The organism is Bradyrhizobium sp. WSM1417, assembly GCF_000515415.1.
GTDB lineage: Bacteria > Pseudomonadota > Alphaproteobacteria > Rhizobiales > Xanthobacteraceae > Bradyrhizobium.
The window spans coordinates 4,682,225-4,694,546 of the sequence record NZ_KI911783.1 but is presented as its reverse complement, the minus strand read 5'-3'; the positions used below and the strand labels follow the sequence as shown (position 1 = coordinate 4,694,546).

Sequence of the window (12,322 nt, the reverse complement as noted above, 5' to 3'; positions counted from 1 at the left end):
CCCTTCGTTGCAATCAGGATGTCGCCGCATTCGCTGCGACCGGCCGCTTCGCCGGCGTCCAGCGAAACGCCGCACCAAAACGGTTCCAGACGTTGATCGAGGTGACCGCCGAGGTCAGGTATGTCAGTTCGGTCTCGGAGAATTCACGGCTCGCCTCGGCGTACACGTCTTCGCCGACGCCGCCGGGCAGGCAGGTCAGCGCCTCGGTCCAGGCCAGCGCGGCACGTTCCCGCGCGGAAAAGATCGGCACCTCGCGCCAGACCACGACCAAATTGAGCTTGTCGAGGGGCACGCCGATCCGCTCCGAAAGCAGGATGTGATGCTGCAGGCAGAAGGCGCAGCCGTTGATCTGCGATGCCCGCAGCTTGACCAATTCGAGAAGCTGCTTGTCGAGGCCGGCCTTGGCCGCCACCTGGCCGAGTGCCAGCACCAGCTCATACGCGTCGGGCGCGATCCTCTTGAAATCCTCGTATTCGCTGCGGGCGTGTGACATTGCCGTTCACCTCTTGGTATTGTAAGAGTGCTGACACATTATAAGAGCACTTACATGACGCGCAAGCCGCCTGATGTCACGAGATCGCAACCGCGGCGGCAGGCAGCCACGGCCGCCCCGGCGGTGCGCGTCCCAGCCCCAGGGGAAGGCAAGCGCGGCGAGCAGGGTTATCTCGGCTATCTGCTGCGCCAGGCCCACGCCGCAGTCCGTCTGACGATGGAGCGGGCGCTGGCCGATCTCGGTATCACCTCCCCGCAATTCGCGGTGCTGACCATGCTCAATGCCTATCCGGGACTGTCAGGCGCCGACGTTGCCCGCCTCACCTTTCTGACGCCCCAGACCGTCGGCGTCATCATCCGCAATCTCGAACGTGACGGCGCGATTGTGATGACGCCTCATCCCGTCCACGGCCGCATCCAGCAATGGACGCTGACGCCGCGCGGCACGACGCTTTTGAAAGCGTGCCGCGAACGGGTGATTGCGTTGGAGAAGCGCCTTGCCGCCGGGCTCGACACCAAGGCCGAAGCAAGCATTCGCCGCTGGCTCGCAGGCATCGCGGCCGATTTGCAGGCGGACTAGGCGAAGCGCGTTCGCCGCTGACCGGCCCTAGTCGCCTCCTCCGTCGCCGCAGCCGCCACCGTCCGAATCCGAGAAGTCACTGACTGCGCCGTCGCCTTGAATACCGCGGCCAAAGTTCTCCGCCAGGATCATCAGGATGACGACGAACAACCCGGCGCCGAACGGCCAGGGATTACCACGGATGATGTCGATCAGCTCCTGCATTCACGCATTGTGCGCAGACGGAAGCAAACCGACCGTAAAGTGACAGGCTCAAAACTGGGGATATCCGAACCATTGCAGGTTCGCCCTACCCGTCCTTCAACACTTTCTTAACCTCGTCATCAGGCCAGGTTTGGCCCGCTGCGATCACTCGCACGCGGCTTTGATCGGCGTCGTTCACCAGCTCATGCGAACTCACCCGCTCGCCGCTTCGCTCCAGGTGCAGATCGGTTTCGGGCTTCCAGCTCAGCGTGGTCGCGAGATCGCCGGGAAAGATCTGCCATTGCGATCCGTCGTCGAGTTCGACGACATGGCTTTCCGCATGCGCGCGTATCTTCATTCCACCCCGAATTATCGATGAATGGACTGCGTGTGACGGAGGGCCCCGGCGATCGGCCGGGGCCCAAGCCATCAGTCGTTGTCGTGATGAATTACGGTCTTGCTGCGATTGCCGAACTCATCTTCCTTCTTGATCACCGTGGTGCGGTCGGCGGGTTCGCGCTCCCTGATGACGGTGGTGCGGTCGCGATCGCGGTCCCGCTCACGATATTCGTGAGACTGTCCGACCGTCACGCCGGCACCGACCGGACCGACGTGAACGCCGACTTCGTCGGCCAACGCAGGCGCGGCGATGGCGGTGACCATGGCGGCGGCAAACAGATATTTCCTCATCTTCTCCTCCTCGAACGTGATGCTGGGGGAATGCGGGAGTGCGACAGTTTGTTCCGGGGAACGCGGGCCCGCGTCTGTTCCTGCAGTTCCAGGAACTGGTCACAGCCACCCTGTTTGCCGCTAGAATGAGTCCATGAAACACGCTGATTCCATACCCTCTCGCAGCCGCCGCGCTCTGCTTCGATCCACCCTCGGCGCAGCCGCACTCGTCGCAATCCCAACGCGCATCCTGGCCGCGCCTCCAGGCTTCGAGGAATGGCGCGAGGGCTTTCGCGCCCGTGCCATGGCGAAAGGCATTTCGGCGGCGACCTGGCAGCGCGCGATGGCGCGGGTCGAGCCTGACATGAGCGTGTTCAAGCAGATGCGCAACCAGCCCGAATTCCATGAGCAGGTCTGGCAATACATCAATCGTCGCGTCTCCGACTGGCGCATCATCAACGGCAAGATCGCGCTGAAGAACAACGAGGCGCTGCTCGCGCGCATCGAGCGCGATTTCGGCGTCGAGCGCGGTACGCTGCTGGCGTTGTGGGGCGTCGAGTCCGCCTATGGCGATCCGCTGGTGCAGCAGAACCATATGACGCCGGTGTTTCCCTCGCTCGCCGCGCTCGCCTGGAACGAGCCGCGCCGAAAAGCCTATTGGGAGACCGAGCTGATCAACGCGCTACGCATCGTCGACAAGGGCTGGAGCACGCCGGAGCAGATGCAGGGATCCTGGGCCGGCGCGATGGGGCATTCGCAATGGATGCCGGAGGTCTGGCTCAATGTCGGAATCGACTACGATGGCGACGGCAAGGTGTCGCCGTTCGGCAAGCCCGACGACGCGCTCGGCTCGACCGCAAAATATCTCGTCAATCGCGGCAAATGGCACCGCGGCGAGCATTGGGGGTACGAGGTGCGCACGCCCGGTGAGATGAGCGGCAGCCGGACCTATGCGGCATGGCAGGCGGCCGGCGTCACCCGCGCCGACGGCCAGCCATTCCCGCAACCCTCCGCATCGGCGCAGATGTGGACTCCGGTTGCGGGTGGGCCGACGTTTCTGCTGGGGCCGAATTTCAACGCGGTGAAGAGCTACAACCCCTCGATGAACTACGCGCTGGCGATCTGCCATCTCGGCGACCGCTGCCTCGGCGCGCCGCCTTTCATCCAGCCGTTCCCCGGCTCCGAGCGCGCGTTGACGCTCGCCGAGGTGCAGGAAATGCAGACACGGCTGACCAAGGCCGGCTTCGACACCGGCGGCACCGACGGTCGTGTCGGCAATGACACCATGAAGGCGATCAAGGATTTTCAGCAGCGCGCGGGCATCACGCCTGCGGACGGCTACGGCGGCTTGAAGGTGCTGGCGAAGCTGCGCCAGGGGTCGTAAGCAGGCTCAGTGCCGGTACTGCGGCTCTTCCGCATCGAGCTGGCGGCGGATTGCAGCGAGATGCAGCCGGGCGGATTCGGAATCGCCTTCACGCATCTGCCTGTAGGTCTCGCCCGCAATCGCAGGATCGACCGGCAGCACCTGTCGCCCGGTCGACATCGCCAGCACCTGCACCTCGGCGGCGCGTTCGAGATAATAGAGATCGTCCCAGGCGTCCGCGATGGTCGGCGCCAGCACCATCACGCCGTGATGCTTCATGAAGATGATATCGGCATCCCCCACGGCGGACGCGATGCGCGCGCCTTCGCGATTATCGAGCGCGAGGCCGTTGTAATCGCGGTCCACGGCCGTGCGACCGTAGAATTTCAGCGCGGTCTGGCCGGCCCAGATCAGCGGCTCGCCCTCGGTCATCGACAGCGCCGTGGCGTATGGCATGTGGGTGTGGAAGGCGACCTTGGCGCGCGGCAGGCGCTTGTGCATCTCGGCATGGATGTAGAACGCGGTCGCCTCGGGCACGCCCTCGCCGTCGAGCACGTTGCCGTGGAAGTCGCAGATCAGCAGTTTTGACGCGGTCAACTCGCGGAAGGCGTAGCCATAAGGGTTGACCAGGAAGAGATCGTCATGGCCCGGCACCACGGCCGAGAAGTGGTTGCAGATGCCCTCCTCAAAGCCGTTGCGCGCAGCCATCCGAAAGCAGGCGGCAAGATCCTCGCGCGCGCTGCGGATCGCGTCGCTCGCGAGATCCGGACGGTTCGAGCGGAACGTTGCTGGCGTGGATGACGAAGAGTGAAGGCTGTGCGCCATGGCGGAAGGACACCTCGGTCGGTCGGAAGACGCTCGCCTTGTACAGGTCCGACGCCTGCGCGTCAGCCCCCGCGGGCGCCACCCTGCCCTTCGCAGCCCGCGCGGCGGGCTATTGCCGCCGCGGCACGCCGCCGGCATTCATGCCGCCGTCGATGACGAGCTCGCTGCCGGTGACGTAACGCGAGGCATCGGACGCCAGATACAGCACGCCGGAGGCAATTTCCGCGGCCTGGCCGGCGCGTCCGAGCGGGGTGACAACGCGCGCACGCTCGTCTGGATCGATCGGCGCGTTGCCCTGGTTGCCGGTCGCGCCGGTCGGGATCTTGCCCCAGATCGGCGTATCGATGATGCCGGGGTGGACGGAGTTGACGCGGATGCCGTCACAGGCCGCCGCGCACTCCATCGCGATCGACTTTGCGAACAGCCGCACGCCGCCCTTGGTCGCCGAATAGGCCGACAGCCCGGGCGCGCCGCGCAGGCCCGCAAGCGAGGACATCATGACGATCGAGCCGCCGCCGGTCTTGCGCATCAGGGGCAGGCAATGCTTGACCGAGAGAAAGACGCCGTCGAGGTTGATCGCGTTCTGCTTGCGCCAGTCGCTGAGTGTCATGTCGACGATGGAGGGCACGGCAATGCCGATGCCTGCGTTGGAGACGAGAATATCGAGCCGGCCAAAGCGCTTCGCGATCTCGGCTGCGATCTCGATCCAGCGCTCTTCGCTGGTGACGTCCTGCTCCAGAAAAATCGCCTTGCCGCCGGCCTTGGTGATCCGATTGGCGAGCTCGGGCCCGCGCAGCTCGTCGATGTCGGTGGCAATGACGATGGCGCCCTCGCCCGCGAACAGCTCGACGATGGCTTCGCCGATGCCGGAGGCGCCGCCCGTCACCAGCGCGACCTTGCCCTCAACCTGCCCTGCCATGTTCACTCCCTTTTTTCTATTCGTTTTTTGTTGTTAGCCGGGCCTATCTAATCATGGATGGCCCTTGGTCGGGTAGCGCGACGTCGATGACGCGGAATTGCACACGTTCGGCGCCCTGGTAGCGATCGACCGACAATGATCCCGCGACATGCAATTGCTGGCCGCGATTGGCAACGAGCGCGTTGCCAAGCTTCTGTCCGATCGTACGGAACGCGATGCCGTTGACGATGGCGCCATCGCCCGACTTGAAGCGTAGCCTCAAATGTGCCTGGCCGACCTCGTCGGCATAGACGAGCTGGTGCGCCGGCAGCGCCAACACGACTTCCGGATTGCCGCTGCCGAAGGGACCTGCGCGGTTCAGCGTCGTTGCAAGCTCGGTCGTCACCGCACGCGCGGAGACCGCGCCGTCGATGTAGAGCTCGTTGACGTGGCGCGCCTCGGCAACGTCGCGCGCCAGGGCATGCTCGAGATAGGCGCGAAATTCGGCGAGCTTTTCCTTCCGCAGCGTGACGCCCGCAGCCATCGCGTGGCCGCCGCCCTTGAGCAGAATGCCGTCGGCGACCGCCTGCCGTACTGCCTTGCCAAGATCGACGCCGGCAATCGAGCGGCCGGAACCGGTGCCGATACCGCCGGGCTCCAGCGCGATCGCGAAGGCGGGCCGCGAGAACTTCTCCTTCAACCTGGACGCAACGAGACCGACCACGCCGGGATGCCAGCCTTCGGAGGCCGTCACGATCACGCCGATCTTGTCCTCGAGCCCGATCGAGGCGAGCGCCTCGGCTTCGGCCTGTGCTTCGGCCGCCTGCTCGATGATGCGGCGCTCGCTGTTGAGGCGGTCGAGCTCGGCGGCGATCCGCGCGGCCTCGACACTGTCACCCTCCAAAAGCAGGCGCACGCCGAGATCGGCGCGGCCGATGCGGCCGCCGGCATTGATGCGCGGCCCCAGCATGAAGCCGAGATGCCAGGCCTCCGGCGGGCCATTGAGCCGCGCCACGTCCATCAGCGCGGTGTGGCCGACATGGTCGCGCCGCCGCATCGCGATCAGGCCTTTGGCGACGAAAGCACGGTTGAGACCGATCAGCGGCGCGACATCGGCAACCGTGCCGAGCGCAACGTGATGCAGCATGCCGAGCAGGTCCGGCTCGGGCATCTCCGCGTGCCAGAAGCCGCGCTGGCGCAATTCACGATTGACCGCAACCAGCGTCACCAGAACGAGGCCAACGGCGGCGAGATGGCCGAGGCCGGAGAGATCGTCGAGCCGGTTCGGATTGACCAGCGCGTCAACCTCCGGCAGCTCCGTGCCGGCCTGATGATGGTCGATCACGACGACGGACATGCCGAGACGCTTTGCTTCGGCGAGCGGCTCGATGCTGGTGGTGCCGCAATCGACGGTGACGAGCAGCGTGGCGCCCTTGTCGGCCAGCGCGCGCACGGCTTCCGTGTTGGGCCCGTAGCCCTCAAAGATTCGGTCGGGAATGTGGATCAGCGGATCAAGCCCGCAATGGCGCAGATGCCAGGTCAGCAGCGCCGCCGAGGTCGCGCCGTCGACATCGTAGTCGCCGAAGATTGCGACCTTCTCGCCGTTCGCTGCGGCATCCGCGATCCGCTTCGCGGCGGCTTCCATCTCTGTCACCGTGAACGGGTCCGGCAGCAGCTTGCGGATGGTTGGATCGAGGAAATCGACAACGGCATCGCTGTCGACACCGCGGCCTGCCAGCACCCGCGCCAGCAGCTCGGGCAGTTGGTGGCGCTGCACGATGGCAAGCGCTTTGGCCGCCCCGCGCGCATCCAGCCGGTCGCGCCAGAGCTTGTCGGTGAGCGAGCGCGCCACCCCCAGGAATGCCTGGGGCGCTTCGACGGGCAAGACGGTGGCGGGCGGCGTCATGAACAGCGGTCGGTTTGAGGAACCTGGGGAGCCGGAGGTATTCGCCCGGCCGACGGGACGATTGGCCCGCAATCCCCCGGGATTTGCAATGTCTGCGCCGCACAAAGCGGTGGATTGCCGCTTTGCTACGCGGACTGACTATCATTTGAGCATTCCGCAAAACAGCAAATTAAGCGGGCGTTAGGCGGAATCTTCGAAAAAGAATCGTATTCGATCTGTCAGTGATTGTTCCGGGTTCGTTGCAGATCAGACCTCATTGCCAAGGGAAGCCCCCGATGTCTGCTGCGCTGGGTCTCAAAGCCAAGCCGATTGCAAATGAACCCGCTGATGATGATTCCGACATCTCCGCGCTGATCAACCGCCTCACGGCGGAGGTCAACCAGATCGCGGTCGACAAGACCAAGGCGATCCAGCAGATCACCAACCAGATGAAGATGCTGGCGTTGAACGCGCTGATCGAAAGTTCGCGCGCCGGCGCCCAGGGCGCGGGCTTCGCCGTGGTGGCGCAGGAGGTCCGCGGCGTCGGCCAGCAGGTCGAGACCATCGCCCGCGAACTCGAAAGCCAGCTGACGAAACGGACCGGCGATCTCGTCTCCTCGATCGACCGGATGAGCCAGCGCTCGCGCGGCGAGCGCATGGTCGATCTGTCGCTCAATGCCATCGAGCTGATCGACCGCAACCTCTATGAACGTACCTGCGACGTGCGCTGGTGGGCGACCGATTCCGCGCTGGTCGATTGCGCGGCCTCGCCCGACGGCGCGGCCGTGTCCCATGCCTCGCAGCGTCTCGGCGTGATCCTGGGCGCCTACACCGTCTATCTCGACCTCTGGCTCTGTGATCTCGAGGGCAACGTCATCGCCAATGGCCGCGCCGACCGCTTTCGCGCGGTCGGCCAGAATGTCGCCCACACCAAATGGTTTCGCGAGGCCAAGACCCTGCGCTCCGGCGACGACTATGTCGCCGGCGACGTCGAGAACCAGCCGCTGCTCGGCAATGCGCAGGTTGCGACCTATTGCGCCAGCGTCCGCGCCGGCGGCCAGGCCAACGGCGCGCCGATCGGGGTGCTCGCCATCCATTTCGACTGGGAGGCACAGGCCCGCGCCATCGTGCAAGGCGTGCGCGTCGGCGACAGCGACAAGGCGCGCGTGCTGCTGGTCGACTCCAATCTTCGCGTGATCGCCGCCTCGGACGGCCAAGGCATTCTCAGCGAACGCATCTCCCTGTCGCTTAATGGCCAGCGCTCCGGCTTCTATCAGGACCGCTCCGGCACGCTGGTCGCGTTCCATGCGACGCCCGGCTACGAGACCTATCGGGGGCTCGGCTGGTACGGGGTGATCGTCTGCGGGGCGTGAAGCCGGCAGCCTGCGTCATCCAACTCAAAACCGTGAAAACAACCCCATGCACAGTAGCCATCTGGTTGTTTTCATGACGGTTTTTTTGGCCGTTTGACGCGGCAAAACACCGGCATGCATGCGTTCGTGGCGTCGTTCGCGGTTCAGGCCCAGAGCGCTAGGCTCTGGCGATGTCGTCTTCGACTGGCTGCCGCGTCGCAATTCCAAGCGTTTGCGACGGACGCTCCCCGAACATTGCAAAGTAATATTGAGAAAACCGGCCGAGCTCGTAAAAGCCCTGTTGCATGGCAACGGCCGTCACGGTGGTCGAACCGGGTGCGCTCTGGTGCAGGACGGAGTGAACAGCGCAGAGACGCTTGTGCCTGAGGAAGCTGGCCGGACCGAGGCCGAATACCTCTTGAAAGGCGCGGTGCAGGGTACGCCGCGATACCCCGAGCACTGCGCAAATTTCCGACACATGCACCGGACGCGTGCCGGCGTCGTCGAGAAACTCCTCGACCTTGCGGATCAGCCGTCGCGCGGAAGGCAGCCAGCCGTTGCCGTCGGGCGGCAGCGACGAAGCGACGTTGGCAGCCATACATTCGGCGATCGATCGTTTCCAGAAATCGGCGGTTGATGGCGTCAATCCATGTTTGTTGTCGCGCAGGTGCGACATGATCCGGACCAGGCGGCGCGAGGCGATCGCGCCGGTCTCGATGTGCGCGCGGAAATGACCGCGGCTGCGCCAGGTGTCGGGGTCGCTCAGCCGTGCCTCACCGCCGAACAGCGTCGCGACCTCGTTGAGGTCGAAGCGCATGGCGGCGTAAGCGGAGCCGCCGTGAAAAACACCGTCATGTTCGAGCCGCGGCGGAATGACGAGCACATCGTTGAGCTGCATGTCGAACGACCAGTGGGCGACGCGCTCTTCGGCCGCAAGCAGCATCCCGATGATCAGTCTGTCGTCGCTGGACACCCGCTGCGTGCGCATGCCGACGTTGAAAGCACCAATGCTGAGCGAGAAGTCGCCGATGCCGACATGGGACAACGTTCCGCGCAACCGACCGCGGCCGAGTTGCATCACATCGACATGCGAGCCGTGGACAGCCTGCTGAAGTCCTTCGAAACCGTCCAGCTTGCGCGAATCAACCAGAAGGAATTGCCCCATGGTTGTACCCTGTTACTGAAGCGCGACAATTCTGCGGCACGCGATAGCGAAGTACCACTACAACGCGAGGTGGGTACGACAAGCTGACTTCGCGTTTTCAGGCAAGCCGTCGCCGAATTTGTTGCTAGGTATGCCACTGAAATGCCTCTGCATTGAGTGTTTGCGAAATGGGGCATTAGGTCTCACCAAACTGCCCACGCAGACTGGCACAATCTGCACATCACAGCCGTCCAATCTTCGGATACGTTTGCAACCTTAGCGGTATTGAGCGGACGGGCTCAGCGGACGCGGCATGGATTTGCCGCGTGCTCGAAGACGTGCGTGCAAAGGAAGAGATGTGGACGCAATGCAGCGTCCTCCTCTCCCCGAGCGCCAAAAAAGTGGGGATCAGACAATGCGTCTAATGGGCAGGGCAAAGAGCTATCGTCGAAGTCTGCCGGAGTTGGCGCAGTAGCATCGGATGGAATGCGCGTATCGGAGCTTCCACCATGTTGCGAGCGGACCTGGATCACTGCGAGTGGATGCCGGATGATTTGAAGACCGGCGAGATGGTCTTCATTCCCGGCGGAACGTTTCGCATGGGATCCGACCATCATTATCCCGAGGAAGCGCCGAGCCATCGCGTCGCTGTCGACGGCTTCTGGATTGACCGCACGCCCGTAACCAACCGGCAGTTCAAGCAGTTCGTCAACGCGACCGGCCATGTCACCGAGGCGCAGATCGTTCCCGATCCGAAGGACTATCCAGGCGCGCTGGCGGAGATGCTCTACGCGGGATCACTGGTGTTCTCACCGCTGCCGCGCATCACCGATCTCACCGACTGGAGCCAGTGGTGGGCTTTCCTGCGCGGCGCCAACTGGCGCCATCCCTATGGTCCCGGCAGCAACATCAAGGACCTCGACGACCATCCGGTCGTTCACGTCTCCTATAGCGATGCGGCAGCGTATGCACACTGGGCCGGCAAGGACTTGCCGACGGAGGCGGAATGGGAGTTCGCGGCGCGCGGCGGCCTCGAGGCGGAGGAATACGCCTGGGGCGATGCGCTGATGCCGGGCGGCAAGTACATGGCCAATATCTGGCAGGGCAACTTCCCCGTCCAGAATCTCGGCGAGGATGGGTACGAGCGTACCTCGCCGGTCATGGCCTTCCCGCCGAACGGCTACGGTCTCTACGACATGATCGGCAATGTCTGGGAGTGGACCTCCGACTGGTGGTCGTCAAAGCACGCCGCCGACACTGCAAAGCCCTGCTTCATCCCCAAAAATCCTCGCGGCGGGGGTGAGCACACCAGTTACGACCCTCGCCTCCCCGACATCCAGATTCCGCGCAAGGTCCTCAAGGGCGGTTCGCACCTCTGCGCGCCGAACTATTGCCGCCGATATCGCCCGGCTGCGCGGCACGCCGAGCCGGTCGATACCTCGACCAGCCATGTCGGGTTCCGCTGCGTGGTGCGAATGCCGTCTGTAACCGAACGCCAACAAGGACGTGCTGCAATCTAGCGAGCACCGCTGGCGGATGCGGGCGTCAGCGGTGCGCTCCGCGCGTCGGATGATTTCGATATGCAACTTTATCTCTCGGCGATCCGGCAGACGTCTTCAGCATTTTTGGACAAGGCAAGCCGGTTACAGGCAAGAGCCTGCCCCATTTCCGCAGTAAGAGTCGCCTCATCGCTTTCGCGACGCACGCGCCGTCCACCCTGAAACGCTCGCGCTCGCAACGTGCCGAGGAGACATGCCATGAAGATCGTCGTGATCGGCGGGACCGGATTGATCGGATCCAAGCTCGTAACGAAGCTCAAGCAACAAGGCCACGACGCCGTCGCGGCTTCGCCGAAATCGGGCGTGAACGCCGTGACCGGAGAAGGCCTCGCAGCAGTGCTGGCGGGCGCGGATGTCGTGGTCGACGTTGCCAACGCGCCGTCGTGGGAGCCTGCCGCCGTGCTCGAATTCTTCGAGCGTTCGAGCAAGAACCTCGCCGCGACTGAGGCGGCCGCGACCGTGAAGCATCATGTGGCGCTCTCGATAGTCGGGACCGATCGCTCGCCCGACATCGCCTATTTTCGGGCCAAGCTGGCGCAGGAGACCATCGTCAAGGCATCTCCGGTCCCCTACTCGATCGTCCGCGCCACCCAGTTCTTCGAATTCCTCGGCGCCATCGGCGATATGGGTGCGGCCGACGGCCGGATCGTCGTTCCCACGGCATTGTTTCAGCCGATCGCAGCCGAAGACGTGGCTGATCGCCTCGCGGAGGTCGCAATGGGCCAGCCGCTCAACGGCACGATCGATATTGCAGGACCTGAGAAGGCGCCCTTCAATGAATTCATCGCACGGCGCGTGAAGGCGTCCGGCGACGCTCGACCGGTGGTGGGAGACCCAAAGGCGCCGTACTACGGCGCTCCCATCGATGACACGTCGCTGAACCCTCTCGGCGAGGCGCGGCTCGGGAAAACGTCGCTCGCAACCTGGCTCGCGAAACTTTGAGGAGACTCCCATGCGCAGATTGCTGATCGCAATTGCTGTTTATGCCGCATCATTCCTGACGGCCAATGCCGCCGAGACGGCGACACCCACGGCCAAGGTGACCGTCGTGTTCGACCAGGCGCTGCCCAATGTCCCGGGCAAGAGCATGAAGGGCGTGCTGGTCGAGTATGGTCCCGGAGGCTCCTCGCCGGCCCACATCCATGCGCCCTCGGCTTTCATCTACGCTACCGTTCTGGAAGGAGCGATCCGCAGCCAAGTGAATGACGGCCCCGCCAAGGTCTTTCATAAGGGAGAGAATTTTTCCGAACGACCCGGCGACCGCCACGCCGTCAGCGCCAATGCCAGCGACACCGAGCCTGCGAAATTGCTTGCCGTGTTCGTGGTGGACACGGCCGATAAGGAACTGACGATGCCGCTGCCGAAGTAGCAA

Annotated in this window: 14 protein-coding genes; 6 read left to right on the top strand and 8 right to left on the bottom strand. The window is 64.2% G+C overall.

Annotated elements, in window-relative coordinates; all coding sequences use genetic code 11:
• Window positions 1-13 precede the first annotated feature (13 nt).
• Window positions 14-493, bottom strand: a complete 480-nt coding sequence (locus BRA1417_RS0122525; RefSeq protein ID WP_027517765.1) for a carboxymuconolactone decarboxylase family protein — start codon at window positions 491-493, stop codon at window positions 14-16.
• Window positions 494-547: 54 nt separating this feature from the next.
• On the opposite strand from BRA1417_RS0122525, the gene BRA1417_RS0122520 reads away from it, so the two are divergent.
• Window positions 548-1,072 carry a MarR family winged helix-turn-helix transcriptional regulator gene (locus BRA1417_RS0122520; protein WP_027517764.1) on the top strand — a complete coding sequence of 175 codons (525 nt, stop codon included), beginning with the start codon at window positions 548-550 and terminating at the stop codon, window positions 1,070-1,072.
• Window positions 1,073-1,099: 27 nt separating this feature from the next.
• Here the strand turns inward: BRA1417_RS0122520 and BRA1417_RS44890 are convergent, their stop codons facing one another.
• The 3 genes from BRA1417_RS44890 to BRA1417_RS0122505 all read right to left on the bottom strand — a co-directional run bounded on the left by BRA1417_RS44890 (window position 1,100) and on the right by BRA1417_RS0122505 (window position 1,945).
• A complete protein-coding gene (locus tag BRA1417_RS44890) occupies window positions 1,100-1,276 on the bottom strand; it encodes a hypothetical protein (RefSeq protein ID WP_198034849.1) in 177 nt (58 codons plus the stop codon).
• 85 nt (window positions 1,277-1,361) lie between these two features.
• Entirely contained in the window at window positions 1,362-1,613 is a 252-nt protein-coding gene (locus BRA1417_RS0122510) for a hypothetical protein (protein ID WP_027517763.1), read from the bottom strand.
• Between the two features lie 71 nt (window positions 1,614-1,684).
• Complete coding sequence (locus tag BRA1417_RS0122505; RefSeq protein WP_027517762.1) at window positions 1,685-1,945, bottom strand: hypothetical protein; 261 nt, start codon at window positions 1,943-1,945, stop codon at window positions 1,685-1,687.
• A gap of 133 nt (window positions 1,946-2,078) precedes the next feature.
• On the opposite strand from BRA1417_RS0122505, the gene BRA1417_RS0122500 reads away from it, so the two are divergent.
• Window positions 2,079-3,308 (top strand): lytic murein transglycosylase, encoded by a 1,230-nt coding sequence (locus BRA1417_RS0122500; protein ID WP_027517761.1) that lies wholly within the window; start codon window positions 2,079-2,081, stop codon window positions 3,306-3,308.
• Window positions 3,309-3,314: 6 nt separating this feature from the next.
• Here BRA1417_RS0122500 and BRA1417_RS0122495 read toward each other — a convergent pair whose 3' ends face one another.
• The 3 genes from BRA1417_RS0122495 to recJ form a co-directional block, all read right to left on the bottom strand.
• Complete coding sequence (locus tag BRA1417_RS0122495; protein ID WP_027517760.1) at window positions 3,315-4,112, bottom strand: aldolase; 798 nt, start codon at window positions 4,110-4,112, stop codon at window positions 3,315-3,317.
• A 109-nt stretch (window positions 4,113-4,221) separates the two neighbouring features.
• Window positions 4,222-5,031: an SDR family NAD(P)-dependent oxidoreductase gene (locus tag BRA1417_RS0122490; RefSeq protein WP_027517759.1), complete on the bottom strand. Its 810-nt coding sequence runs from the start codon at window positions 5,029-5,031 to the stop codon at window positions 4,222-4,224.
• Window positions 5,032-5,074: 43 nt separating this feature from the next.
• On the bottom strand, window positions 5,075-6,916 hold the full coding sequence (gene recJ / locus BRA1417_RS0122485) for a single-stranded-DNA-specific exonuclease RecJ (protein WP_027517758.1): 1,842 nt from the start codon (window positions 6,914-6,916) through the stop codon (window positions 5,075-5,077).
• 275 nt (window positions 6,917-7,191) lie between these two features.
• Here recJ and BRA1417_RS0122480 point away from each other — a divergent pair, with 275 nt between their 5' ends.
• Window positions 7,192-8,268: a methyl-accepting chemotaxis protein gene (locus tag BRA1417_RS0122480; protein ID WP_027517757.1), complete on the top strand. Its 1,077-nt coding sequence runs from the start codon at window positions 7,192-7,194 to the stop codon at window positions 8,266-8,268.
• Between the two features lie 157 nt (window positions 8,269-8,425).
• On the opposite strand, the gene BRA1417_RS0122475 is transcribed toward BRA1417_RS0122480, so the two are convergent.
• Window positions 8,426-9,412, bottom strand: coding sequence for a helix-turn-helix domain-containing protein (locus BRA1417_RS0122475; RefSeq protein WP_027517756.1), 987 nt, complete (start codon window positions 9,410-9,412; stop codon window positions 8,426-8,428).
• 488 nt (window positions 9,413-9,900) lie between these two features.
• Between BRA1417_RS0122475 and BRA1417_RS0122470 the strand changes: the two genes are divergently transcribed.
• The 3 genes from BRA1417_RS0122470 (at window position 9,901) to BRA1417_RS0122460 (ending at window position 12,319) form a co-directional block, all read left to right on the top strand.
• On the top strand, window positions 9,901-10,911 hold the full coding sequence (locus BRA1417_RS0122470; RefSeq protein WP_027517755.1) for a formylglycine-generating enzyme family protein: 1,011 nt from the start codon (window positions 9,901-9,903) through the stop codon (window positions 10,909-10,911).
• Window positions 10,912-11,148: 237 nt separating this feature from the next.
• Window positions 11,149-11,892, top strand: coding sequence for an SDR family oxidoreductase (locus BRA1417_RS0122465; RefSeq protein ID WP_027517754.1), 744 nt, complete (start codon window positions 11,149-11,151; stop codon window positions 11,890-11,892).
• Window positions 11,893-11,902: 10 nt separating this feature from the next.
• Window positions 11,903-12,319, top strand: coding sequence for a cupin domain-containing protein (locus BRA1417_RS0122460; protein WP_027517753.1), 417 nt, complete (start codon window positions 11,903-11,905; stop codon window positions 12,317-12,319).
• Window positions 12,320-12,322: the final 3 nt, after the last annotated feature.